We start from the raw sequence: 24895 nt of genomic DNA on the forward strand, positions 1-24895 counted from the left end.
CCGTAGTTAACGGGACTTCGCATTAACCCAACCGTAAGCACCGCAACCAATGGCGCCCCAGCGGCATCGAATTTGCTCTTCGAGCGTGCGAGAGATTCCCTGTAATTTGAAACGAACCCGCGCGATTGAAGAACATGAATAAACAAGCCACGATCGACTTCGCGACCGCGACCCGCATCGATACCAGCGCTCCGCCAGCACACACCCAGGCCCTGCTCGACCTCGTCTCGGGCGAGGCGCGCGACAGCCTGCTCGCCGTTCACGACGTCCTGCGCCGCGAGCTGCCGCCGGGCCAGCTCGCGATCTATGAGGCCGGCGGCGGTTCGAGCAGCTTCCTGCCGCTGGAAATCCTGGGCCGCAGCCACGTCACCGTCGTCGATATCGACGAAGACCAGATCCGCAACAACGATTATGCCCAGGAAGCGATCCTCGGCGACGTCCAGACCTATCGCTTCAAGCCGGAGAGTGTCGATCTCGTCATCTGCTACAACGTGATCGAGCATCTGCCCGACGTCGAGGCCGCGTTGAAGAATTTCTGCGAGGCCTTGAGCCATGGCGGCATGATCTTGATCGGCGCGCCCAATCCGCGCTCGCTGTCCGGCGTCGTCACCAAATATTCGCCGCACTGGTTCCACGTCTGGTTCTACCGCCAGGTTCGCGGCATCAAGAATGCCGGCGAGCCCGGCGAGCCGCCGTTCCCGACCTTCTTCCATCCGCTGGTGACGCTTCCCAATCTCGAGGCGTTTGCCGACGCCAACGGGCTCGAGACGATCTACCGCCGCGAGGTCGAAAGCCCGCGCTATCCCGAGATGCGCAAGCGCAAGCCGCTGTTCGCGGCTCTCGTCGATGCCGGCGCCGCGGCCTTGAATTTCCTGCTGCCGCGCGGCACCGACGTGCGACACGGCGACTATCACGTCGTCCTGCGGAAACGCTGAGAATCATGACGCCGGCGCTCCCGGAATTCCGACATGCGGGCCCTGCCCGCAAGGCTGCGCCGTCGGACGCGTGCATGCTCCACGGCGTGCACGGTAACGATCCGTTAATCTCCAGGGGACTGCGGCGCTGGAAGCGTCACAACGACGCGCCACGCGCTCGCATGCGCTTAAACGCTTTGTTTGCCATTTCGGTGAATAGTCCCTCAATGAGTATGGTTAATTTTCCCTGTTGCGTTTGTTCAGCGCCTATATCAGGGGCGCATCGCGTAACCCGAAGAGTAGCCCCTCAGCCTGCGGCAGTTGGAGTGAAAGCTGGGGATCATGCTTGACTATGACCAGCCGATAGAGCGATCGAAGCGAGACGTCGGGCAGCCCGCGCCATCGGCCGGCTTCAACGTGCTCGAGCTCGTCCATCTGCTCTGGCAGCGCAAGGCCGCGATCGCAGCCGCTGGTCTGATCGGCGCGAGCCTCGCCGTCACCGTCGGCAAGAGCCTGACGCCCCGCTACACCGCAACCGCCCAGCTCTATGTCGATCCGCGCGAGCTGCAACTCGTCGATCGCGAGCTGACGCCGCGCGCCCAGGACGTTTCCGGCATGTCCATGGTTGTGGAGAGCCAGGCGCGCCTGATCACCTCCAACAGCGTGCTCTTGCGAGTCATCCAGCAGGCCAATCTCGACAAGGATCCCGAATTCGGCGGCGGCGACGGCAGGAGCCTGATGTCGTCGCTGCTTGGCCTGATCGGTCTCCAGGGCCGCGCTCCCTCCGCCGCCGACAACAGGGAAATTCAGCTTGGCGCTCTCGAAGCGCTGAACCGGCACATCACGATCCGCAAGACCGAGAAGAGCTTCATCGTCGACGTCGAGGTCTGGTCGACCGATCCGGCGAAGGCGGCGATGCTCGCCAATACGCTGACCAACGTCTATCTCACGGAATCGCGCAACTCGCAGGCTTTGGCGGCGCGGCGCGCCACCAACGACCTGTCCGGCCGGCTGAAGGAATTGCGCGAGCGGCTGCGTACGGCCGAGACGACGCTGGCGACCTACAAGGCGCAGAACAATTTCGTCGGCACCCAGGACACGCTGATCAGCGACCAGCAGCTTTCCGCCAGCAACCAGCGGCTTGCCGCGGCACGCGCGGCGACACTGGACGCGCAGGCGCGCTACGACCAGATCGAGGCGAGCCGGCGCGCCGCGACCGATGCCGGAGCCATTCCGGAGGCCCTGCAATCGCCGACCATCGCCAATTTGCGCGCGCAATATGCCGATGCGCGCAAGAAATACGCGGAGCAGACCGCCGAGCTCGGGCCGCGGCACCCGGCGCTGCGCCAGACCGAGAAGCAGGTCGAGGATCTCAAGCGCACCATCAACGAGGAAATCGACCGCTTCGCCCAGGCCGCCAGAAACGACCTGACGCGCGCGCGGGACTACGAGGCCTCGCTGAACCGGGCGCTGGAAACGCAGAAACGACAGAGCGTGCAGCTCAGCCAGGCCGCGGTGCGCCTGCGCGAGCTCGAGCGCGAGGCCGAGGCCAGCCGCGACGTCTATCAATCCTTCCTGAAGCGCTCGCGCGAGACGGAAGAGCAGGAAAGCCTGAACACGTCGGCCGCCCGCGTGATCGGCGAGGCCACGGTGCCCCAGCGACGTTCGTTCCCGCCGGGGATGAGCCTGTTCGCCATGATCGGCTTCGTGTTCGGCTCGTTCGCCGCCGCCGGCTGGTTCGTCGCCGCCAGGCAATTGTCCGCCGGCGCGGCGGAGCCCGAGCCGACCCGCCGCGAGCGCACGGCAGCACCGATGGCTCCCAAGGCATCGGTCGACGATGCCCCGACGCCACAGGCGCCACCGCTGACACTGGTCGAAAAGCCGCTGATCGCGCGCCTGCAGGAAGCCGACGTCCTGCGCACGCTCGGCGCCATCCTCGCCGTCGGCAATACGGTCGACCTCACCCGGCTGGGCTGGCCGACGCTGCGTCCCGGATTCCCGCTGACGACGCTGATCAACGCGATGCGCGATATGCGTGCCGCAGCGACGCGGCATGCGGCAGGCAAGGCCATGCCGGTGATTGCGATCGTCGGCGCCGACGCGACGGGCGATCGCAGCGTCGCCGCGTTGAACTTCGCGCTCGCCGCCGCCCGCGACGGCTCGCGCGTGCTGATGATCGACACCGATCACCAGGACCGCAAGCTCTCCAGCAAGATCAACCGCCCCGGCGAGAGCGAGCCGGTCCGGTTCGGCTGGCTCTCGATCGGCAGCAAGGCTTCACGCGAGATCAAGACCGCGAACGGCATTTCAGTGCTGCCGGTCGCCGACGGCGATGCCGGCAAGGCCACTGATGCCATCCGCAAGGCGGTGGCGCAGGCACGTTCCGCAGGCGGCACCGATCTCGTTGTTCTCGATGGGCCGGCGATTCCGCTCGCCGCCGATGACCGCAAGCTGCTCGACGCAGCCGATGCGCTGGTGGCCGTGCTGCCCACCCACCTCGACATCAACGATGCCATGGAAGACATCCTTACCGCGCTCGGCGGTGCCGAACGCAAGCTCGTCGGCGTCATCCTCAACGAGCTCAATCCCGCGACCCAATCGCGCCAGCGAGGCAAACAATATGCTTGAGCGCCGCGTCAATCTGGTCGGACGCACCGCGACCGCCGATGTGCCACGGATCACCGTCGGTGGTCTTCGCATGGCCGCGCTCGACCTGGAAGCGACCGCAGATTTCATGATCGAAGCGACTGACCCGCGTCATCGCGTCGGCCGCCCGCTGTATCTGACCTCCGCCAATGGTGAAGTGCTGGCGCGCTGCTCGACCGAACCGCAAACCGAGCGTCTGTTCCGCGGCGCCGACCTGATCAATGCCGACGGCCAGCCGCTCGTTGCGGCCTCCAAACTGCAGTCATGGTTCCCGCTGCCCGAACGCGTCGCGACCACCGATCTCTTCCATGTCGTCGCCCGCAAGGCCGAAGCCGCCGGCCGGACGTTCTACATGCTCGGGGCCAGCGAGGACGAGAACGCCGCTGCCGTCGCCCGGGTTCAGAAGATGTACCCGAACCTGAAGATCGTCGGACACAGCCATGGCTATCTGCGCGGCGATGTGCTGCGGGCCAAGGTCGACGAGATCAACGCGCTCGCACCTGATTATCTCTGGGTCGCGCTCGGCGTCCCCTTCGAGCAGGCCTTCGTCGAGGAGTACACGCCACATCTCACCAATGTCGGCGTCATCAAGACCGCCGGCGGCCTGTTCAATTTCCTGTCCGGCAGCCGCAGCCGCGCGCCGAAATGGATGCAGACGATCGGGCTTGAATGGGCCTGGCGCACAATGCTCGAGCCGCGGCGTCTGCTCTGGCGCTATCTGACCACCAATCCCCGCGCGCTCTATCTCCTGTTCAGCGGCAAGCAGTCGTTCAATCGCTAGCGTGGCGGCACGGCGAAGCTTCTGCTAAGCTGGGTTGGGCATCCGTAGACCCCGTACCTTGCCCGGCGGCGGTCTTGGCGGCCAAAGCGCCATGAGATCAGGATGAATCGTCATCGCGCTTCAGGTTATTGTTTGAGCATGATCTATTCGAACAACAACTTCACACTTTTCCGGATCATGCTCTAGAACACACCATCGCGGTCGGCACTGGCAAAAGCCCAGTCGCCTGTTTCTCGCGGGGCCGACGATGAGGTCGGCTTGAATGGCTCGCGAAGATTTGCGCGAGCGGATTTTCTCACCGCGGCAGGGCCGGCACCGGGCCCTCAACTGATCAGCCCGCTTTCGGGCGCGGAACAGGGAGCACCAAGCAATGCATCAGGCTCAACGCCTGGAGTTCGAGCGCGTGATGGAGGAGTTCGTCCGCTGGCACGCCGTGCCCGAGGAGGAGCGCTCGCCGGCGCCGGCGTGGTGGTGGGGGCCCGCCATGGCAGTGGTCGACGACAGCGAGCCGATGAGCGGCACGTTGTGCTGCGCGCTTGGCTTGCGCGAAAGTGCGAGCTTCGCCGAAGGCGCGCGCACGATCCTCGCACTGTTCGTCGAGCAGACGTCGCTGACGGAGCCCCAGGATTTTCCAAGCAAGTCCGAGGGTGATGATCACGCCATTCGCGAGTTGCACCCGCTGCCGTCAGACGACAGCGCGTTTCGGCCGTGACGTGGTCTGCGCCTCACTGTCTGCGCCCTGCCCGGGCTGGAGCGGCGGCGCCATGGGTCGCAACAGCTCGGCCATCTGCCGCGCCGGCAGCGGCTTGGCAATCAGAAAACCCTGCATCTCGTCACAGCCATGGGTCCGCAGGAACGCCTCCTGCTCGGCATTCTCGACGCCCTCGGCGACCACCGTCATTCCAAGCGCCTTGCCCATGCTGATGATCGCCTGCGCGATCGCCTGGTCCTCGCTGTCATGTGGCAGGTCGCGCACGAAGGAGCGGTCGATCTTGATGGTGTCGATCGGAAAATGCTTCATCAGCGACATCGACGAATAGCCGGTGCCGAAGTCGTCGATAGCGAGGCGAATGCCGCGGCTCTGGACGGCGTCGAGTACCTTCAATGCGCGTCCGACGTTGCGCATCATCATGCTCTCGGTGACTTCGAGCTGGAGCAGCACGGGCGACATGCCGCTTGCCGCGAGCGCCTCGTCGACATCCTGCAACAGGTGCTCGTCGGCGAACTGCCGCGGTGACAGGTTGACCGCCATCGACAGCGGCAAGAGGCCGCGCCGCTGCCAGGCCATGGCCTGCGCACAGGCCTCCTTCAGCACCCAACGGCCGATCGGAACGATCAGGCCGGTCTCCTCGGCGAGCGGGATGAACTGCGCCGGCGATATGCTGCCGAGCTCGGGATGCGTCCAGCGGAGCAGCGCCTCGACGCCGGTGATCTGGCCGGTCTCGATGTCCACCTTGGGCTGGTAGTTCAGCGCGAACTGCTCGCGCTCCAGCGCCCGGCGCAGCGCGCTTTCCAGCGAAAGCCGCTCGATCGACTGCGTCTTCACTTCCTTGGAGAAGAAACGGTAGCCGTTCTTGCCGTCTTCCTTGGCGAGGTACATCGCCATGTCTGCATTCTTGGTCAACGTCTGCGCGTCGGCGCCGTTGGCCGGGTACATCGCGATACCGATCGAGGCCGTGGTGTGGCACTCGTGACCGGCAAGCTCCATCGGCCGCGCCAGGGCCGTCAGGAGCCCGGTTGCAATGCCCTGGACGTCGTCGATCTCGCCGCACTGGTCGAGGATGACCACGAACTCGTCGCCGCCGAGCCGCGCAATCACGTCGCTCGTCCGCAGCGCGCTGCGCAGCCGATCGGCGACTTCGAGGAGCAACAGGTCGCCCGCCTCATGGCCGAGCGAATCGTTGATGACCTTGAACCGGTCCAGGTCGATGAACAACAGGGCAAACCGGTGCTCGTGACGCTGCGCCGTATCGATCGCCGCGCGCAAGAGCGCGTTGAACGTCTCGCGATTCGGCAGGTTGGTCAGGCTGTCATGGGACGCCAGATATTCGATGCGCTCGTCGGCCTTGTTCTTCTCGTCGGCACGATCGAAATTCTCCATCGCGAAGGAAACGTTGTCGGCGAGGCGCTGGAGCAGCTCGACGAACTCGCCGGTGAACGCCGCGTGCTCGGTTGACATGTAGATCATGACGCCAACGGTCTGATCGTGTGCGATCAGCGGGAATGCGGCGCCCGACCGTGCTCGGTCGTTGCGAACGATGGCATGGAACGCGGCGACCCGGCTGTCGTTCAGATAGTCGTTGCTGATGCAGGGTTGCCGGGTGCGGAACGCCGTTCCGCTCATGCCACGGCCTTCGGGACGCGCGGCGTCGATGGACAGCCTGACGTTCCGCGTCGTCCCGGAGGAGGGACCGGCGGTAGCCACAATCTCGAGCTGGTCGCTGTCGGCACTGGCAAGTGCGATGGTGGTCGAGGTGAACTTGCCGCCGAGCACCGCCGCTTGGCAGACCAGCTCGTACAATTCGGCACGGGACTTCGCCCGCATGATCGCTTCATTGGTCGCGCTCAGCGCCGCGAACATGAGCGTCAGGCGCTCCTTCTGCTCCTCGGTACGAGCTTTCTCTTCGGCGCGGTCGAAATTGTCCAGCGCGAAGGAGACGTTTTCCGCGAGGCGCTCGAGCAGCTCGACGAGATCGGGCGTGAATGTGTTTTCCTCGGGCGCAAGGAACAGCAGGACACCGATCGGCTCGCGACCCGCGCGCAGCAGCGGGAAGCTCGCCGCCGCGCGGGTGCCGTCCTCGTTCGCCTTGGTGCGCCAATGCTCGGAGCGCGGATCGTTCAGATAGTCGTTCATCACGCATGGTCGCCGGGTCCGCACCGACGTGCCGATCAGGCCGTGGCCTTCGGGATGATCGGCGGAGATGACGCAGGTGCGACCGAGCATTCGCTCGTGCTTGCGCCCCTTGGCAGCGACGACACGGAGAACTTCATGCTTGGGATCCACGAGACCGATGGTGGTCGAGGCGAACATCCCGCCGAGGACGGCGGCCTGGCAGGCCACCTCGAACAGCTCCTCGCGCGTCTTGACGCGCATGATGGCTTCGTTCGTCGCGCACAGCGCCTCGAACATGCCGCTTAGCCTGTCGCGCTGCTTGTCGGCACGCGCCTTCTCCTCCGCGCGGTCGAGATTTGTCAGTGCGAACGACACGTTCCTGGCGAGCCGCTCCAGGAGCTCGACGAGTTCGGGCGTGAACGTGCCCTTCTACAGCGAGTTGAAGAGGAAGACGCCTTCCGTGCGGCTGTCATTGAGCAGCGGCAGCGCGGCCGATGATTTGATGCCGATGCGGCGGGCGCTCTCGTGCCAGGGCTTGATCCGATCGTCGGCGAGAAGGTCGTTGCTGACGCAAGCCGCTCCGGTCCGGAACGCGGTCCCGGTCAGCCCCCTTCCCTCCGGGACCTGCTCCGAGATCGCGAATTTGAAGGTCCGCACCTCGTCTGCATTCGGGCCGACGCAGGCCACGACGCGCAGCAATTCGGTGTCGCGATCGGCGAGTGCGATCGTGGTCGAGCCGAACTTGGCGCCGTGCACCGAGGCCTCGCACACAAGATCGAACAGCTCGGCGCGCGACCGTGCCCGTATGATCGCCTCATTGGTGGCACTGAGCGCGGCATACATCCGCGCCAGCCGTTCTTCCTCTTCGGCAATCCGCGCCTTCTCCTCGTCGCGGCCGAAATTCTCGAGCGCAAAGGATACGTTCTCCGCCATGCGCAGCAGCAGGCCGACGATCTCCTGGTCCTTCGCCCAGGACCGGCTGATGAAGAACAGCACTACGCCGACGCTGTCGCCGCGCTTGATCAGGGGCGCGGCGACGCAAGCCGCGCTGCCGGTATTGACATTGACCTGCTCCCAGGGCGTTCCTTTGGTGCGGCTGGCGAGATCGTCCTCGACGCCCGGCTTCTGCGTCCGGAACACCTCGCCGGAAATGCCGCGGCCGAACGGATTGTCCGGATCTGTCGAGTAGTGCGCCTGCGTGACGAGATCGAGATTCTCGCCCGTTCCGGCCACCGGCTTCAACCAGTGCGAATTCGACTCGCGAAGCAGGACGATGGTCGCAATCGACTTGGCGCTGTGCACCGAGGCGTCGCATACGAGCTGGTACAGCTCGAGCTCGGTCTTGGCGCGCAGGATGGCTTCATTGGTCGCGCTGATGGCGCTGAACATGCGGTTCAGCCGCCGCATCGCCTTTTCGCCGCGAACGCGTGCCGTTTCGCGCTCGAGATTCTCGAGCGCATAGGAAATGTTGGCGGACATGCGCGTGAACAGCGAGACCATCTGCTCGTCGAGCGATCCGGCCTCGGTGCGGGTGGCGAACAGCACGCCGACGCTCTTGCCGTTACATATCAGCGGCAAGGCCGCGGCCGCACGAACGCCGGCCTTGACGGCACCCTCGCGCCAGGCCAGCGAACGCACGTCGTTCAGAAAATCGTTGCTGATGCACAGTCGCTGCGTGCGGAAAGCCTCGCCACCGACGCCTGATCCTTCCGGCGTTCCTTCCTCGACGGTGATGTTGATCGACCTCAGCCGGGGGACGTCCTCACCGCGGCCGGCCGCAAAGCGCAGCCGCCGGCCACCGGGCTCGAGCAGGAACACCGAGACCGCCAAGAAATCCCCGCTCGAAAACCCGGCGTCGCAGACCTTCTGGTACAGCTCGTCCGGCGATTTCGCATACAGGATGGCTTCGTTGATGGCACTCAACGCTGCAAATGTGCGCGCGAGGGTCGTCTGCAAGGTCTCAACTCCCGGGCATTCCTGCCGTTTTCCCGGGACTTTATCGGCGACGACCGCCTAAGTGGTCGTTATTGCTGCTTGCAAACCCGCAATCAGAGTGAACGAGCTGCGAACGAACGGCGCGAAACTATTCGCAAAACTACGGTGGACGCGGCCTTTCGCGCCAGCAGCGGCATCCGCGCACGGCTCCTTTACCAATTTGCAGCCCTGATTTGGTTTACGGGAGATTGATATCGCGCCTGCGCTTTGAGACGATGGCCCTCAACAGCCAACGCCCGCCAAGGGCGGGCATCGAGGGAACACCATGCCGATCGTCAAGGCCGACCGCCTCACGCGTGTCAGCGCCGCTCTGCTTCGGGCTGCGGGCGCATCCGTCGAGGAGGCCGATGCGGTTGCCGCCGGCTGCGTCGAACGACTGCGCGACGGCATCGCGGTCGAGGACGCGACGTGGGAGAAGCTGCGCGACCTGGCGCGCGACAACAAGCTCGACAGCGAATTCGGTCTCGCCTGACGGTCAACGGAGGGAGGCGGCATGACGCGGCAGATGGTACTGGTCGGCTTCCTTCAGGCGCAGAACTGCACCAATCTGCCGAGCTCGTGGCGGCATCCGGACTCTCGTTCGGATTCGATGTCGGCAGACTACTACCAGGAGATCGCGCGTATTCTCGAAGCCGGCAAGTTCCACATGGCGTTCTTCGACGATCGCCTGGCGATGCCGGACCGTTACGGCAACGATCACGCCCACACCGTCGAACATGGCATCCGCTGCGTGAAGATGGATCCGCTGATCGTGCTGACCACCATGGGCATGGTCACCGACAGGCTCGGATTGGGCGCGACCTGCTCGACCACCTATTACGAGCCGTTCGACGTCGCGCGCCGCTTTGCCACCCTCGACCTGATGTCGGGCGGGCGTGCGGGCTGGAATGTCGTCACCTCGCTCAATGACGGCGAGGCTCTCAACATGGGCAGGGACTCCCATCCCGAGCACGACGCTCGCTACGACCGCGCCGACGAATTCATGGAGGTCGTGCTCGGCCATTGGGATAGCTGGGAAGACGGCGCGCTGATCATGGACAAGGCGAGCGGCCGCTTTGCCGATCCTGCGAAGGTGAAGCGGCTCGATCACAAGGGGCCGTTCTTCAAATCGCGCGGGCCGTTCACCGTGCCACGCTCGGATCAGGGCCATCCCGTGATCATCCAGGCCGGCGCCTCCGGCCGCGGGCAGCGCTTTGCCGGACGATGGGGTGAGGTCATTTTCACCGCCTCGCGAAGCCTCGCGAGCGCCAAGGACGGATACGCAGCCGTGCGCAATGAGGCCGCCAAGGCTGGACGCGATCCTGATGCGATGTTCCTCTGCAATCTGACCACACCGGTCTGCGGGGCGACCAAGGCGGAAGCCGAAGACAAGATGGCGCTGATCAACAAGCTGCCACTCCAGATCGACGCGCTGTCGCTGCTCGCCGAAGCTCTCAACTATGATTTCGCCTCGAAGGGACTCGACGAGCCACTCACGACCGACGAGCTGAAGAGCATGCAGGGGATCCTCGGCATCCGCGACGGCGTACTGAAGCTGTCGGGCAAGAGCAACCCGACCGCGCGCGACTTCGTCACATTCTCCGGCCGCGGCGGCGTCCAAGATGCGATCGTCGGCGGGCCGAAGGAGATCGCCGACAGGTTCGAGGAGATGTTCATCGAGCGCGGCTGCGACGGCTTTGTCATCGCCGCGACCTGCGTCCCGGGCTCGTATGCGGACTTCGTCCGTCACGTCGTGCCGGAGCTGCAGCGACGAAGCCTGTTCCAGAAAGACTATCGCGGCAAGACGCTGAGGGACAATCTCGGGCTGAAGCGTCCGGCCGCTGGCGCGTGGAAGACCCAGCCGCGCGTGGCCGCGGAATGAGAACGAGGAAAGGCAATCGCTTCGTTCGCGAGGAGTCTTGGCAGGATGCCGTAGGGTGGGCAAAGCGAAGCGTGCCCACCATCCTTCCGCGATCTCGACAGAAGAGGTGGGCACGCTTCGCTTTGCCCACCCTACGAGAGCCCGATCAGAACGGCAGCGCCACGCCGGTCTTGATCTCCTTCAGGATCACGTTGCTGCGGACGTAGCGGATGCCGGGAATCCGGAACATGAACTCGTCGAGGAATTTGTTGTAGGCGGCCATGTCCTGCACCGCGACGCGCAGGTGATAGTCGGCATCGCCCGTCGTCGCAAAGCACTCCAGAACCTCGCGGCGCTTCGTCACCCGCGCGACGAACTCATCGACGAATTTTGCATCGTGCCGCTCCAGCGAGACATGGAGGACCGCGGACATTGCAAATCCTGCCCGCTCGCGCGCGACCAGCGCCGCATAGCCCTGGATGATTCCGGCCTCCTCCAGCGCGCGCACCCGGCGCCAGCATGCCGAGGTCGACATGCCGATCTCATCGGCAAGCTGCTGGTTGGTGGCGCGGCCATCCTTCTGGAGATAAGCGAGAATCCGCGAGTCCTGTTCTTCGATCATGGGAGCCTCTTAATACGGGTAACTCTACCATAAGTGAGTATGTAACGCAAAAATTTACCAATTATCGCCCTCCATTCGGGATGAATAGGTAAGATCTACCAGCCATCGGGGACTAACCTTCGGCTATCCGGCAGGGGCGCCGCGCGAGGTCCGCCATGGACGCCATTTCATCACTCGATGCTTACGAGCTTTCCGACCGCTACGACCGCGAGGACGGCCGCGTCTTCCTCACGGGCACGCAAGCGATCGTCCGCATCGCGCTCGATCAGGCCCGGCGCGATCGCGCAGCGGGGCTGAACACCGCCGGCTTCATCTCCGGCTATCGCGGCTCGCCGCTCGGCGGCGTCGACCTCGAGCTATGGCGTATCAAGGATCGCCTGAAGAGAGATCGCATCGAGTTCCTGCCCGCAGTGAACGAGGATCTCGCCGCGACCGCGGTGCTCGGCTCGCAGCAGGTCGAGACGCAAGCCGAGCGCGAGGTGCAGGGCGTGTTCGGGCTCTGGTACGGCAAAGGCCCCGGCGTCGACCGTTCCGGCGATGCGCTCAAGCACGGCAACGCCTACGGCTCCTCGCCGCACGGCGGCGTGCTGGTGGTCGCCGGCGACGACCACGGTTGCGTCTCCTCCTCGATGCCGCACCAGTCCGACGTCGCCTTCATGAGCTGGTTCATGCCGACGCTGCATCCGGCAAGCGTCAGCGAATATCTGGAGTTCGGCGAATATGGCTACGCGTTGAGCCGCTTCTCCGGCATGTGGGTCGGCTTCAAGGCGATCTCGGAGATCGTGGAATCCGGCGCCTCGGTGGCGCTGCGTCCGCCGCGCCTCTTCCGCACGCCGGACTTCACACCGCCGCCGGGCGGGCTGCACTATCGCTGGCCGGATCTGCCGGGGCCGCAGATCGAGGAGCGGCTGGAGGCGAAGAAGCACGCGGTCTATGCCTTCGCAAAGGCCAATCCGATCGACCGGCACATCTACGACATCCCGCACGCGACCTATGGCATCGTTACCACCGGCAAGGCGCATCTCGACCTGATGGAGGCGCTGCGCCTGATGGGCCTTGATGAGGGCGCATGCCGCAGCATCGGCATCGACATCTACAAGGTCGGCATGGTCTGGCCGCTGGCGCTGCACGACGCGATGGAGTTCGTGAAGGACAAGCGCGAGATCCTGGTGGTCGAGGAGAAGCGCGGCATCATCGAGAGCCAGTTCAAGGAGTATTTTTACGATTATCCTGGCTCGAAACCCGAGCGCATGGTCGGCAAGCATGACGAGCGAGGGGCGCGGCTGATCTCCTGGATCGGCGAATTGTCGCCACGCGCGCTCGCGGGCGTTTTGGCGCGGCGGCTCGACCCGATGTTTCCGGGGTTGAACCTCGCCGCGCGTGCGGCCGCGCTGTCGCCGGAGGCAGAGCGCGTGATCACCGTCAGCGGCGCGACGCGCACGCCCTATTTCTGCTCGGGCTGCCCGCACAATACGTCAACCAAAGTCCCCGAAGGCTCCAAGGCGCTGGCCGGCATCGGCTGCCATTTCATGGCGAGCTGGATGGACCGCGAGACCTCGTCGCTGATCCAGATGGGCGGCGAAGGCGTGAACTGGGCGGCTTCGTCAAGGTTCACCGGCCACAAGCACGTGTTCCAAAATCTCGGCGAAGGCACCTACTATCACTCCGGCTCGATGGCGATCCGGCAGGCGATCGCCGCGAAAGCCAACATCACCTACAAGATCCTGTTCAACGACGCGGTGGCGATGACCGGCGGCCAGCCGGTCGATGGCCCCGTCAGCGTGCACGCGATCGCGCACAGCGTCCGCGCCGAGGGCGTTTCGCGCATCGCGCTGGTGTCTGACAATCCCGCGCGGTTCTCGCCCGCGGATTTACCTGACGGCGTGACCATCCATCCGCGCGAGGAGATGGACGCCGTGCAACGCGAGTTGCGCGAGGTCGAAGGGGTCTCCGTGCTGATCTATCAGCAGACCTGCGCCACCGAAAAGCGCCGCCGGCGCAAGCGCGGTCAGATGGCCGATCCGAAACGCTTTGCCTATATCAACGATCTCGTCTGCGAAGGTTGCGGCGACTGTTCGGTCGAGTCCAACTGCCTGAGCGTCGAGCCGAAGGAGACGCCGTTCGGCCGCAAGCGCCAGATCAACCTGTCGGCCTGTAACAAGGATTTTTCCTGTCTCAACGGCTTCTGCCCGAGTTTCGTGACCGTCGAAGGCGCCGCGCGTCGCGCGAAGACCGCGAGCAATATCGACGCGATCGGCCGCGCGGCGACGCTTCCCCTGCCGGCCCCCACGTCGCTCGATCGGCCCTACGATCTCCTGGTGACCGGCGTCGGCGGCACCGGCGTGATCACCGTGGGCGCGCTGATCGGCATGGCCGCGCATCTCGAACGCCGCGGCGTCTCGGTGCTGGATTTCACCGGCTTTGCGCAGAAATTCGGCCCCGTGCTCAGCTACATCCGTCTTGCCGCGAGCCCGGAGGCGCTGCATCAGGTACGTATCGATCAGGGCGCCACTGACGCACTGATCGGCTGCGATCTCGTCGTCAGCTCCTCACCAAAGGCCTCCGGCACTTATCGCCGCGGCACGCGCGCCGCGATCAACACGGCGGAGATGCCGACCGGCGACGTCGTCCGCTTCCGCGACGCCGATCTCGCCTCGCCCGCCCGCCTGCACGCGATCCGCCAGGTCATCGGCGACGGCAACCTCGGCACCATCAACGCAAACGCGCTGGCCGAGCGTCTGCTCGGCGATGCCGTCTACGCCAACATCATCATGCTCGGATTTGCCTGGCAGCGCGGACTAGTGCCGGTCTCGCCGCAAGCTTTGCTGCGCGCGATCGAGCTCAATGGCGTCGCGGTCGAGCGCAACAAGCAGGCATTTGCCTGGGGCCGCATCGCCGCGGCCGATCCGGATTTTCTCTCGAGGCCGGAGGGCTCTCCCGTCGCCGAGACGCTCGATCAGGTGATCGACCGTCGTGCCGAATTTTTGACTGCGTATCAGGACGCGAGCTATGCGGCGCGCTATCGGGCAATGATTGCAAAGGTGCGCAGCGCTGAGAGGAGATTCGGCAGCGAGGCGCTGACCGATGCGGTCGCGCGGTCCCTGTTCAAGCTGATGGCCTACAAAGACGAATACGAGGTGGCACGCCTGCACATGCAGACCGGCTTTCTGGACACGCTCAAGCGCGAGTTCGACGGCGATTTCAGGGTCAACTATCATCTGGCGCCGCCCTTCCTCCCCTCAAAGCGCGACGCGCGCGGGCGGCCGCGCAAGCGCACTTTCGGGCAGTGGATCCAGATGCCGCTTGCCGTGCTCGCACGGCTGAAGACACTGCGCGGCACACCGTTCGATCCGTTCGGCTACACCGCCGAGCGGCGCGCGGAACGGGAACTGATCACCTGGTACGAGAGAACGATCGACGTGTTGCTCGGCAAGCTCGAGACTGCGTCCCTGACGGATCTTGTGGCAATAGCCAAGGCCCCCATGGACATTCGCGGTTATGGGCCGGTGAAGGATGCAGCAACCACGAAGGTCAAGGCCGAGGTCGCATCCTTGCTGGCGCAGCCGGCATCTGCCCGGGCAGCCTGAGGCGCGGCGTCCACAAAAATGAGGACAGGCACCGTCCTCGGCCTGAGGTAAGCTCCGGCGGTCACCTTCGCCGACGGGGAGCCGCATGGAACGCAGAACTGTTTCGCTGAATTCGACCATCGCCAGCCTCATCCTGTCTGTCGCCGTGCTGCCGGCGCCCGCGCTCGCACAGCAAGCGATCGATCTCGACCATCTGACGATGACCCAGGCCGCAGCGGACATCTGCGCAGGCAAGGTCACGAGCAAGGCGCTGACATCGGCAACGCTTGCCCGCGCCAGGGCCAATCCCAATCTGAATGCTTTCATCACGCTGGACGAGTCCGGCGCCATGAAGGCCGCGGAGGCCTTCGATGCGCGGCCCAGGAAGCGCCAGTGCCAGCCGCTTGGCGGCGTGCCCATCGTGATCAAGGACAATATCGAGGTCGCCGGACTGCCCTCCAGTGCCGGCACGCCGGCGCTGAAGAGTTTCATGCCGAAGAAGGACGCTGCCGTCGCGGCGAGGCTGCGCGCAGCCGGCGCGATCATCATCGGCAAGACCAACATGCACGAGCTGGCCTTCGGCATCTCCGGATACAATGGGGGCTTCAAAACCGGCGCCGAGCCCGGCGTCCGCAACGTCTATGATAACAGCAAGATCGCCGGCGGCTCCTCGTCTGGAACAGCCGCCGCGATCGGTGCGCGGATCGTGACCGCAGGCCTCGGCACCGACACCGGCGGATCGGTCAGAATCCCCTGCGCGCTCAATGGCTGTGCGTCGCTGCGGCCGACCGTCGGACGCTATCCGCAAGGGGGCATCGCGCCGATCTCCCACACCCGCGACACTGCGGGCCCGATGGCGGCAACCATCAGGGACGTAGCGGCGCTCGACCGTGTCATCGCCGGCGGCAGCGCGATCGCTCCCGCCGATCTGAAGCAGGTGCGTATCGGCGTCGTGAAAACCATGCAGGCCAATCTCGACGGCGATACGGATGCCGCCTTCAAAGGGGCGATCGACAAGCTCAAATCGCAGGGCGTCACCGTGGTCGATGTCGAGATGCCACAACTCGCCGAGCTCAACGGCAAAGTGAGTTTCCCCGTGGCCATCTATGAGGCCAGTGAAGACATGGTCGCCTATCTCAAGCACACCGGCACCGGCATCACCATCGAAGCGCTGGCCAAGGAAATTGCAAGTCCCGATGTAAAAGGCACCTATGATGGCCTGGTGATCCCGCACAAATTGCCTGGTCCCGACAACACGGTTGTTGATGGCAAGCCGGTCTACGACGCGGCTATGAAAACAGCTCGTCCGGCGCTCCAGGCGCTCTATCGCGACACCTTCGCGAAGAACAGGCTCGATGCGATCGCCTTCCCGACCACGCCGGAAGTCGCGATCGAGGCGAACCCCGATTCCAGCAGCCTGCCTAATTTCCTGCTCTTCATCCAGAACACCGATCCCGGCAGCAATGCCGGTGTTCCCGGCATCCAGATTCCGGCCGCACTGGGCGCTTCGAGCAAGCTGCCAGTTGGTCTCGAGCTCGATGGGCCCGCCGGAAGCGACCGCCGGCTGCTCGCGATCGGAATGGCGATGGAGAAGGTGTTCGGGCGGCTGCCGGCGCCGACGCACTGATCAAAGCGCGATGGGATCAGGATGAATCGTCATCGCGCTTGAGGCTAGTGCCTTAAGGCTAGTGCCTTGCCAGCAGGCTGGCGACGCCGCTGCGGCGGCGCACGCCGAGCTTCTCGAAGATGCGCTTCAGATAGGTGCGGACCGTCGACACCTCGACCTGGAGCCGGTGGGCGATCTCCTTGTCGCTGAGATCATCGCCGATCATGCGCGCGATTTCGAACTCGCGAACCGAGAGCTTGAGAACCGGTGATGCACCGCCCTCCACGGCGCCGCCGTTTGCGCGGACGAGCGCTCCCGTGAATGCCGGCTCGATCAGCCGCAGCAACTCCAGCGTATGGACGTCGAAATTGTCCCGCATACGGCCGCGCCAGATCCTGACATCGCCGATGTTGCGATTGCCGGCAAAAGTATAGGCGTTGACGCCCCAATGGAGACCGTCGCGGGCGAGGAAGTCGTTGAAGAACTCCGTGCGCATGAGGTCGCGTTGCGGCATCACCTGCGTCACCAGAGTTGCTTCACGGCGTGCCTGGAGCTTGAAGGTGATGGGATCGTGGTACTGGTAATAGGCGTCGTAGTTTGCAAGGTTCTTCGGATCCATGTGCAGGAACACGGCCTTGCCGAAAGTCTTCGTCGCGGCCTGCCAGACGAAAGATGCGTAGTAATCTGCCTGCAGCAATTCGAGCAGATGATGTCCGACCGCTTCACGGACGTCGCGTTCCGCCATGTCCTCGGACAACAGCCCGAAGATGCGCGCGAGGCCCCTGCTCTCTGCAGCGGTGACGTACATGGCGCCACCAGTCTAACGGGCAAATCTGAGCAGGGGAACCGGCTTCACCATCAATCGCGTCAGGCGTAGGGATTGATCAGCTTCTGCTGCTCGGCGCTGTGATGCACGAGCATGTCGATGAAGGTCCTGACCTTCGCCGACAGATGATGGCGATGCGGATAGACCGCGTTCATCGACAGCTCCATCGGCCGGAATTCCGGCAGCAGGCGAACCAGGCGGCCGGCTTCGAGATCGTCGTGCACCAAAAATCCCGCCGCCAGGCAAATGCCGGCGCCTTGCAGCGCAACGGTTCGCAAGGCCTCACCGCTGTTGGTCATGAGAGTGCCGGATACGCGAACCGATGCCGGGTTTCCCTTGCGATCGAGAAAGCGCCACTCGTCGAAGGGATAGTTCAGGTGACGCACGCAATTGTGCTCCGCTAGCTCCTCGAGCTGCTGCACGCGTCCGCGCGCCTCGATATAGGCGTGCGAGCAGCACAGCACGTGCCGCCAGGTCGCAAGGCTGCGAACGATCAGGCTTGAATCCGGCGGCGACGTCATGCGCAGCGCCAGATCAAATCCCTCCGCAATCAGATCGATATTGGCTTCGCCCATGCGCAAATCGACCTTCACCTCCGGATAGGCGGACAGGAATTCGGCCACCACGGGCGCGACGAACGGCACCATGTGGGTGGCGGAGTGGATCCGCAGCGTACCGCGCGGCGTCGATTGCAGCGCGCCTGCGATATCGTCGGCCTGTTCGAGATCGGCGAGGATCTGCGTCGAGCGGTCGTAATAGGCCTGGCCGATCTCGGTGAGACTCACTTTCCGCGTCGTGCGGTTGAGGAGGCGCACGCCGAGCCGGTCCTCCAGCGCCTGGACGTGGTTGCTCACCATGGTCGTCGACATGTTGAGCCGGCGGGCGGCGGCTGAGAAACCGCCGCTGTCGACCACCCGGACGAAGGCCGTGAGGCTGGTGAAGCGGTCCATGATCGAGGCTCCGATTATCCGCTGCGGCTGGATAATGCTTCCAGTTCTTCGTGGATTATCACAACGGATGGGACAGCGCACATTGGCAGCCAACGAGGGCGAGCTTCCCAGAGAGGACGCCCGGAGATCCGGAGAGTGCCATGTCGACCACCGCTTATGTTTCTGAACCGACTGCGAAAATCCGGCTTCGTCCCTCGCGCCGGGCAATCAAGCGGGCAGCCATTGCGCTCGCTCTGGCGCTCGGCGTCGCGGCGGCCGGCGATTTTGCCTACGACTACCTGACGACCGGGCGCTATCTCGAATCCACCGATGACGCCTATGTGAAGGCGGACTCCACGATCATCGCGCCGAAGGTCTCCGGCTACATCGCCCAGGTGCTGGTCGGCGACAATGAGAAGGTCAAAGCGGGTCAGGTGCTGGCCCGGATCGACGATCGCGATTTCAGGGCTGCGCTCGACCAAGCCCGCGCCGACGTCGCCGCCGGCGAGGCCTCGGTGCGCAATCTCGATGCGCAGATCGCGCTGCAGCAGCCCATTATCGAACAGAGCACCGCCGATGTCGCCGCGGCGGAGGCCAACCTGAAATTCGCGCAGGAGGAGCGTGCGCGCTACGACGACCTGATGAAGTCGGGGTCCGGCACGATCCAGCGCGCGCAGCAGACCGATGCCGCGCTCCGCGCCAGTGATGCGCAATTGCAGCACGCCAAATCGGGACTGTTGGCGGCGCAGCGCAAGGTCGACGTGCTCACCACCGAGCGCGCCAAGGCCGTTGCGCAGCTCGAGCGCGCACGCGCGGTCGCGGAGCAGGCCTCGCTCAATCTCTCCTACACCGAGATCACCGCGCCGGTGGACGGCACGGTCGGTGCCCGCTCGCTGCGCGTCGGCCAACTCGTGCAGGCCGGCACGCAATTGATGGCGGTGGTGCCGCTCGACGCGGTCTATGTCATCGCCAACTTCAAGGAGACGCAGCTCACCCACGTGCGCGCAGGCCAGCCGGTGGAACTGCAAATCGACAGTTTCCGCAATCAGACGCTGCGCGGCCATGTCGACAGCCTGTCGCCGGCGAGTGGCCTCGAATTCGCGCTGCTGCCACCCGATAACGCCACCGGCAACTTCACCAAGATCGTGCAGCGCGTGCCGGTGAAGATCGTGCTCGACGACCACAGCCTGAGCGGCCTGTTACGCCCGGGCATGTCGGCGGTTCCGACCGTCGACACCAAGCAGGCCGTCCTGGCCGAGCGTGACATCGGCAAGCGCGTCGCCGACACTACCGTGCGCGCGAACGGCGGCTGAGGCCGCCTCTTCGCCGATTATCAAGCTCTGCCGGACGATCCTTCCAAAACTTCCGCGATTATCGAAACCATCCGCCTAATGCATCCTGTCTCAGTAAACGAGACGAGGCTTCCATGAGCACGCTCCAACCCGCCCTCACCGCTACGTCCACTGCATCCACTCCGGTTCCAGCCGCGCCCCTCGCGCCGGCCGTTTCTGCAAAAACCTGGATCGCCGTGATCGGCGCAACCCTCGGCGCCTTCATGGCGGTGCTGAACATCCAGATCGTCAACGCCTCGCTCGCCGATATCCAGGGCGCGATCGGCGCCGGCATCGACGATGGCGGCTGGATCTCGACCTCCTATCTGATCGCCGAGATCGTGGTGATCCCGCTTTCCGGGTGGCTCGCGCAGGTGTTTTCGATCCGCGTCTACCTGCTGACCAACGCGGTGCTGTTCCTGATCCTGTCAGCCGCCTGCGCGCTGGCGCAGGACCTGCCGCAGATGATCGTGCTGCGCGCCGTGCAGGGCTTCACCGGCGGCGTGCTGATCCCGATGGCCTTCACGCTGATCATCACGCTGTTGCCGCGCGCCAAGCAGCCCGTCGGGCTCGCGCTGTTCGCGCTGTCGGCGACCTTTGCACCGGCGATTGGCCCGACCATCGGCGGCTATCTCACCGAGAATCTGGGCTGGCAGTACATCTTCTACGTCAACCTGGTGCCCGGTGCGATCATGCTCGGCATGCTCTGGTACGCGCTGGAACCACAGCCGATGAAGCTCGCGCTGCTGCGCGACGGCGACTGGGCCGGCATCATCACCATGGCGATCGGCCTCTCCGCGCTTCAAACCGTACTGGAGGAAGGTAACAAGGACGACTGGTTCGGCTCGCCCTTCATCGTCAAGCTGTCCGTCATCGCTGCGGTTGCGCTGACCGCGTTCGTCATCATCGAGCTGAGCGTCGACAAGCCGCTTCTGAACTTGCGCCTCCTGGTCCGCCGCAATTTCGGCTTCGCGATATTGGCGAACTTCCTGCTCGGCATCGCGCTCTACGGTTCCGTGTTCATCCTGCCGCAATATTTGTCACGCATCCAGGGCTACAATGCCGAGCAGATCGGCATGGTGCTGGCCTGGACCGGGCTGCCGCAGCTTCTCTTCATTCCGCTGGTGCCGCGCCTGATGCAGCGCTTCGATGCGCGGATCGTGATCGGAATCGGCTTCGTTCTGTTCGCGGCCTCCAACTTCATGAACATCTACATGACCAGCGACTACGCTGCCGATCAGCTCTTGTGGCCCAATGTTGTCCGCGCGATCGGCCAGGCGCTGGTCCTGACGCCGCTGTCGGCGGTCGCGACATCAGGCATCGAGCCGGAGAATGCGGGCTCGGCCTCCGGCCTGTTCAACATGATGCGTAATCTCGGCGGCGCCGTCGGCATCGCGTTGTTGCAGACCGTGTTGACCAAGCGCGAGCAGTATCACTCCAACGTGCTGATGCAGTCGGTCTCGATGTTCGAGCAGGCGACCCGGACGCGGCTCGAACAACTGACCCAGTATTTCGTCAATCACGGCGTCGTCGATCGCACCGATGCGGCGCACCGCGCCTATGTCGCGATCGGCCATGTCGTGCAGAAGCAGGCCTTCATCCTCGCCTTCAGCGACACCTTTTACCTGCTCGGCGCGGCGCTGATCGTCGCGCTGATCGCCTCCCTCTTCCTGAAGAAGCCCGGCCATGTTTCGGCGGGCGGAGCCCACTGACCAAACCAAGGAGAACGACCATGAAGCCGCGCATGAATTTCTTCCAGGCTGCCCCCGACACGATCAAGGCCCTGAACGCGCTGGAGACCCAGATCCAGTCGACGGGCCTCGAGAAATCGCTGATCGAGATCGTCAAGATCCGCGCCTCGCAAATCAACGGCTGCGCCTTTTGCATCAACATGCACACCGAGGACGCACGTAAGCGCGGCGAGACCGAACAGCGCATCTATCTGCTCAATGCCTGGCGCGAATCCCCGCTCTATACCGATCGCGAGCGCGCGGCACTGGCCTGGACCGAGTCGGTGACCCTGATCTCCGAGACGCACGCACCCGACGACGTCTACGAGCAGGTCCGCGCGCAGTTCTCCGAGGAGGAGACGGTGAACCTGACCATGCTGATTGCGACGATCAATGCCTGGAACCGGCTCGCGATCTCGTTCCGTTCGATCCATCCCGTGAAGGTGAAGGCGTCGGTGGCGTGAGGGGCGGGACGCCCCTCACGGGCAATTCTCGTAGGGTGGGCAAAGCGAAGCGTGCCCACCACTTCTATCGCACTCGTGGAGAGATGGTGGGCACGGCGCAAGCGCGCCTTTGCCCACCCTACGATAGCTGAGTATGTGGCTTAAACCCCCGTCGCTTTCGCAAACTCCACGTAGATCTCACGCAGCCGTGTCGCCATCGGGCCAGGCTTGCCGCCGCCGACCTGCTTGCCGTCGATCGCGACCACCGGCTGCACGAAGAGAGAGGCGCTGGTGATGAAGGCTTCCTTGGCGGCGAGCGCTTCAGCGACGGTGAAGGCGCGCTCCTCGACGCGGAGCTGGCGCTCTTCGGCGAGTGCAACCACGGCCTTGCGGGTGCAGCCGGGCAGGATGGAATTCGAATTCTGCCGCGTCACGATGACGTCGTCCTGGGTCAGGATGAACGCCGACGACGAGCCGCCCTCGGTGACAAAGCCGTCTTCGAGCATCCAGGCTTCACCCGCGCCGGCTTCGGCGGCGGCCTGCTTTGCCAAGACTTGCGCCAGCAGCGCCACGCTCTTGATGTCGCGCCGTTCCCAGCGGATGTCAGGCACCGTGATGACGTTGATGCCGGTCTTGGCCGAGGCCGCATTGACGATGTCCTTCTCGGACACGAACATGACCAGCGTCGGCTTGACGTCGCCCTTGGGGAAAGCGAAATCGCGCCCCGCGTCGGCGCCGCGCGTCACTTCGAGATAGACGAGGCCATTGGCAAGCTTGTTGCGTGCGACGAGCTCCTTCTGGATCCCGGTGATGCGCTCGACCGTCTCGGGCAGCTTGAGCTTGATCTCGCCGACGGAGCGTTCGAGGCGCGCCAGGTGCGAGGCATTGTCCACCAGCTTGCCGTCGAGCACGGCAGCGACCTCATAGATGCCGTCGGCGAACAGGAAGCCACGATCGAGGACGGAGATTTTGGCTTCCGAAAGCGGGACGAAAGAGCCGTTGACGTAGGCGATCGAGTCCAAGGCAGGTCTCCTGTCGGGAATGCGGGAATTGCCTGCTCCTATACGAAATTCGCGGGCGGCGATAAACCCTCAACTGTCATTCCGGGGCGCGACGAAGCAAATGAGCCCGGAATCCATAACCACCGCTCGCTGTCATGGATTCCGTGCCTGGCCGTGCGGGCCATCCCCATTGCGCAATGGGGATGAAGACGGAGTTAGTGAGAGAGAATCTTCGACAAGAACTTCTGTGCGCGGTCGCTTCTGGGCTTGCCGAAGAAGTCGTCCTTCGGGGCGTCCTCGACGATCTCGCCACGGTCCATGAAGATCACGCGGTTGGCGACCTTGCGGGCAAAGCCCATTTCGTGGGTGACGACCATCATGGTCATGCCTTCGCGGGCGAGGTCGACCATGACGTCCAGCACCTCGCTGATCATCTCGGGATCGAGGGCGGAGGTCGGCTCGTCGAACAGCATGGCGATGGGATCCATCGCGAGCGCGCGCGCGATGGCAACACGCTGTTGCTGGCCGCCGGAGAGCTGCGCCGGAAACTTCTGCGCCTGCTCCTTCAAGCCGACGCGCTCCAGAAGCTGCATGCCCTTGGCCATCGACTTGTCGTGACCCCGCCCCAGCACCTTCTCCTGCGCAAGGCAGAGATTGTCGATGATCTTCAGGTGTGGGAAGAGCTCGAAGTGCTGAAACACCATGCCGACGCGCGAGCGGAGCTTTGGCAGATCGGTCTTGGAATCATTGACCTTGGTGCCGTCAACCGTGATATCGCCCTTCTGGAAGGGCTCCAGCGCATTGACGCATTTGATCAGCGTGGATTTGCCCGAGCCCGAAGGGCCGCAGACGACCACCACCTCGCCCTTGGCGACATTGGTGGTGCAATCCTTCAGCACCTGGAACGAGGTGCTGTACCATTTGTCGACGTGACTGATCTCGATCATGTGTGACTCAAGCGTATCAACGAATGCGGATCACCTCTCCCATAGGGAGAGGTCGACGCGCAGCGTCGGGTGAGGGTTCAGGTCTATCGATGGAGCGAAACCCCTCACCCGGATCGCTGACGCGATCCGACCTCTCCCTATGGGAGAGGTGAGGGGCACCGCATTTCGAAATCTCAGGTTCACAATCCACCTAGCGGATGATGGCGATGCGCGACTGCAGGCGACGAACGCCGAAGGACGCAATGCAGGAGATGGTGAAGTAGACGACGGCGGCGAACAGGTACATCTCGACGAGACGCCCGTCGCGCTGCGCGACCTTGCTCGCCGCGCCCAGGAAATCCGTGATCGAGAGCACGTAGACCAGCGAGGTGTCCTGGAACAGCACGATGGTTTGCGTGATCAGCACGGGCAGCATGTTGCGGAACGCCTGCGGCAGCACGACGTAGCGCATGGTCTGCGCGTAGGTCAGGCCGAGTGCGTTCGCCGCGGCCGGCTGCCCGCGCGAGATCGACTGAATGCCGGCGCGCATGATCTCGGAGAAATACGCCGCCTCGAACATGATGAAAGTGATGAGCGAGGAGGCGAACGCGCCGACCTTGATCGGCCGCGGCGCGCCGGTCAGCCACTGCCCGATATAGGGCACCAGGAAGTAGAACCAGAAGATGACCAGCACCAGCGGCAGCGAGCGCATGAAGTCGACATAGAGACCGGCGATGCGGCCGAGCAGCTTGTAGCCGGACAGCCGCATCAATGCGATTGCCGTGCCGAAGACCAGGCCGCCGAGCGCGGCGAGCGCGGTCAGCATCAGCGTGAACGTCATGCCCTCGTAGAACAGATAGGGCAGCGCGCGGCGGATGACGTCGAAATCGAAATTGCCGAGCATCG

At 64.3% G+C, this 24895-nt stretch carries 17 protein-coding genes and 1 pseudogene; 11 read left to right on the forward strand and 7 right to left on the reverse strand.

Annotation, left to right across the window (positions count from 1 at the left end; all coding sequences use genetic code 11):
• Window positions 1-134: 134 nt before the first annotated feature.
• From SO139_RS14565 to SO139_RS14580, 4 genes are all read left to right on the forward strand, one after another.
• Complete coding sequence (locus tag SO139_RS14565; RefSeq protein ID WP_449377488.1) at window positions 135-935, forward strand: class I SAM-dependent methyltransferase; 801 nt, start codon at window positions 135-137, stop codon at window positions 933-935.
• Window positions 936-1256: 321 nt separating this feature from the next.
• Window positions 1257-3542 (forward strand): GumC family protein, encoded by a 2286-nt coding sequence (locus tag SO139_RS14570; RefSeq protein WP_449377489.1) that lies wholly within the window; start codon window positions 1257-1259, stop codon window positions 3540-3542.
• On the forward strand, window positions 3535-4341 hold the full coding sequence (locus SO139_RS14575) for a WecB/TagA/CpsF family glycosyltransferase (RefSeq protein WP_449377490.1): 807 nt from the start codon (window positions 3535-3537) through the stop codon (window positions 4339-4341). Before SO139_RS14570 ends, SO139_RS14575 begins: the two co-directional genes overlap by 8 nt.
• Before the next feature lie 370 nt (window positions 4342-4711).
• On the forward strand, window positions 4712-5053 hold the full coding sequence (locus SO139_RS14580; RefSeq protein ID WP_498540180.1) for a hypothetical protein: 342 nt from the start codon (window positions 4712-4714) through the stop codon (window positions 5051-5053).
• On the opposite strand, the pseudogene SO139_RS14585 reads toward SO139_RS14580, so the two are convergent.
• Window positions 5027-9130: pseudogene (locus tag SO139_RS14585) on the reverse strand (bifunctional diguanylate cyclase/phosphodiesterase). The gene SO139_RS14580 and the pseudogene SO139_RS14585 overlap by 27 nt on opposite strands.
• A 304-nt stretch (window positions 9131-9434) precedes the next feature.
• On the opposite strand from SO139_RS14585, the gene SO139_RS14590 reads away from it, so the two are divergent.
• Window positions 9435-9641 (forward strand): hypothetical protein, encoded by a 207-nt coding sequence (locus tag SO139_RS14590; protein WP_449377493.1) that lies wholly within the window; start codon window positions 9435-9437, stop codon window positions 9639-9641.
• 21 nt (window positions 9642-9662) lie between these two features.
• Window positions 9663-11030 (forward strand): LLM class flavin-dependent oxidoreductase, encoded by a 1368-nt coding sequence (locus SO139_RS14595; RefSeq protein WP_449377494.1) that lies wholly within the window; start codon window positions 9663-9665, stop codon window positions 11028-11030.
• A 145-nt stretch (window positions 11031-11175) separates the two neighbouring features.
• Here SO139_RS14595 and SO139_RS14600 read toward each other — a convergent pair whose 3' ends face one another.
• Entirely contained in the window at window positions 11176-11631 is a 456-nt protein-coding gene (locus SO139_RS14600; protein WP_449377495.1) for an Lrp/AsnC family transcriptional regulator, read from the reverse strand.
• 155 nt (window positions 11632-11786) lie between these two features.
• Between SO139_RS14600 and SO139_RS14605 the strand changes: the two genes are divergently transcribed.
• Both SO139_RS14605 and iaaH read left to right on the forward strand, forming a co-directional pair.
• Window positions 11787-15218: an indolepyruvate ferredoxin oxidoreductase family protein gene (locus SO139_RS14605; RefSeq protein ID WP_449377496.1), complete on the forward strand. Its 3432-nt coding sequence runs from the start codon at window positions 11787-11789 to the stop codon at window positions 15216-15218.
• 178 nt (window positions 15219-15396) lie between these two features.
• Window positions 15397-16824 (forward strand): indoleacetamide hydrolase, encoded by a 1428-nt coding sequence (gene iaaH / locus SO139_RS14610; protein WP_449377582.1) that lies wholly within the window; start codon window positions 15397-15399, stop codon window positions 16822-16824.
• Between the two features lie 58 nt (window positions 16825-16882).
• Here iaaH and SO139_RS14615 read toward each other — a convergent pair whose 3' ends face one another.
• Both SO139_RS14615 and SO139_RS14620 read right to left on the reverse strand, forming a co-directional pair.
• Window positions 16883-17611 (reverse strand): helix-turn-helix transcriptional regulator, encoded by a 729-nt coding sequence (locus SO139_RS14615; RefSeq protein ID WP_449377497.1) that lies wholly within the window; start codon window positions 17609-17611, stop codon window positions 16883-16885.
• Window positions 17612-17670: 59 nt separating this feature from the next.
• Window positions 17671-18579, reverse strand: a complete 909-nt coding sequence (locus SO139_RS14620; protein ID WP_449377498.1) for a LysR family transcriptional regulator — start codon at window positions 18577-18579, stop codon at window positions 17671-17673.
• A gap of 140 nt (window positions 18580-18719) precedes the next feature.
• Between SO139_RS14620 and SO139_RS14625 the strand changes: the two genes are divergently transcribed.
• The 3 genes from SO139_RS14625 to SO139_RS14635 all read left to right on the forward strand — a co-directional run bounded on the left by SO139_RS14625 (window position 18720) and on the right by SO139_RS14635 (window position 22083).
• Window positions 18720-19871, forward strand: a complete 1152-nt coding sequence (locus SO139_RS14625) for an HlyD family secretion protein (RefSeq protein ID WP_449377499.1) — start codon at window positions 18720-18722, stop codon at window positions 19869-19871.
• Window positions 19872-19984: 113 nt separating this feature from the next.
• The gene (locus tag SO139_RS14630) at window positions 19985-21601 is read left to right on the forward strand and encodes an MDR family MFS transporter (protein ID WP_449377500.1); all 1617 of its coding nucleotides are present in this window, start codon (window positions 19985-19987) and stop codon (window positions 21599-21601) included.
• Window positions 21602-21621: 20 nt separating this feature from the next.
• Window positions 21622-22083 carry a carboxymuconolactone decarboxylase family protein gene (locus tag SO139_RS14635; protein WP_449377501.1) on the forward strand — a complete coding sequence of 154 codons (462 nt, stop codon included), beginning with the start codon at window positions 21622-21624 and terminating at the stop codon, window positions 22081-22083.
• 140 nt (window positions 22084-22223) lie between these two features.
• On the opposite strand, the gene SO139_RS14640 is transcribed toward SO139_RS14635, so the two are convergent.
• From SO139_RS14640 to SO139_RS14650, 3 genes are all read right to left on the reverse strand, one after another.
• Window positions 22224-23084 carry a D-amino-acid transaminase gene (locus SO139_RS14640; RefSeq protein ID WP_449377502.1) on the reverse strand — a complete coding sequence of 287 codons (861 nt, stop codon included), beginning with the start codon at window positions 23082-23084 and terminating at the stop codon, window positions 22224-22226.
• Window positions 23085-23278: 194 nt separating this feature from the next.
• Complete coding sequence (locus SO139_RS14645) at window positions 23279-24010, reverse strand: amino acid ABC transporter ATP-binding protein (RefSeq protein WP_449377503.1); 732 nt, start codon at window positions 24008-24010, stop codon at window positions 23279-23281.
• A gap of 190 nt (window positions 24011-24200) precedes the next feature.
• Window positions 24201-24893: an amino acid ABC transporter permease gene (locus SO139_RS14650; RefSeq protein WP_449377504.1), complete on the reverse strand. Its 693-nt coding sequence runs from the start codon at window positions 24891-24893 to the stop codon at window positions 24201-24203.
• Between the last annotated feature and the right edge of the window lie 2 nt (window positions 24894-24895).

Source organism: Bradyrhizobium sp. UFLA05-89 (genome assembly GCF_059803475.1).

Bases quoted from the DNA above. Each gene is read 5' to 3' on its own strand.
- SO139_RS14565 (WP_449377488.1), top strand. From the start codon at position 135: ATGAATAAACAAGCCACGATCGACTTCGCGACCGCGACCCGCATCGAT.
- SO139_RS14570 (WP_449377489.1), top strand. From the start codon at position 1,257: ATGCTTGACTATGACCAGCCGATAGAGCGATCGAAGCGAGACGTCGGG.
- SO139_RS14575 (WP_449377490.1), top strand. From the start codon at position 3,535: ATGCTTGAGCGCCGCGTCAATCTGGTCGGACGCACCGCGACCGCCGAT.
- SO139_RS14580 (WP_498540180.1), top strand. From the start codon at position 4,712: ATGCATCAGGCTCAACGCCTGGAGTTCGAGCGCGTGATGGAGGAGTTC.
- SO139_RS14590 (WP_449377493.1), top strand. From the start codon at position 9,435: ATGCCGATCGTCAAGGCCGACCGCCTCACGCGTGTCAGCGCCGCTCTG.
- SO139_RS14595 (WP_449377494.1), top strand. From the start codon at position 9,663: ATGACGCGGCAGATGGTACTGGTCGGCTTCCTTCAGGCGCAGAACTGC.
- SO139_RS14600 (WP_449377495.1), bottom strand. From the start codon at position 11,631: ATGATCGAAGAACAGGACTCGCGGATTCTCGCTTATCTCCAGAAGGAT.
- SO139_RS14605 (WP_449377496.1), top strand. From the start codon at position 11,787: ATGGACGCCATTTCATCACTCGATGCTTACGAGCTTTCCGACCGCTAC.
- SO139_RS14615 (WP_449377497.1), bottom strand. From the start codon at position 17,611: ATGTACGTCACCGCTGCAGAGAGCAGGGGCCTCGCGCGCATCTTCGGG.
- SO139_RS14620 (WP_449377498.1), bottom strand. From the start codon at position 18,579: ATGGACCGCTTCACCAGCCTCACGGCCTTCGTCCGGGTGGTCGACAGC.
- SO139_RS14625 (WP_449377499.1), top strand. From the start codon at position 18,720: ATGTCGACCACCGCTTATGTTTCTGAACCGACTGCGAAAATCCGGCTT.
- SO139_RS14630 (WP_449377500.1), top strand. From the start codon at position 19,985: ATGAGCACGCTCCAACCCGCCCTCACCGCTACGTCCACTGCATCCACT.
- SO139_RS14635 (WP_449377501.1), top strand. From the start codon at position 21,622: ATGAAGCCGCGCATGAATTTCTTCCAGGCTGCCCCCGACACGATCAAG.
- SO139_RS14645 (WP_449377503.1), bottom strand. From the start codon at position 24,010: ATGATCGAGATCAGTCACGTCGACAAATGGTACAGCACCTCGTTCCAG.
- SO139_RS14650 (WP_449377504.1), bottom strand. From the start codon at position 24,893: ATGCTCGGCAATTTCGATTTCGACGTCATCCGCCGCGCGCTGCCCTAT.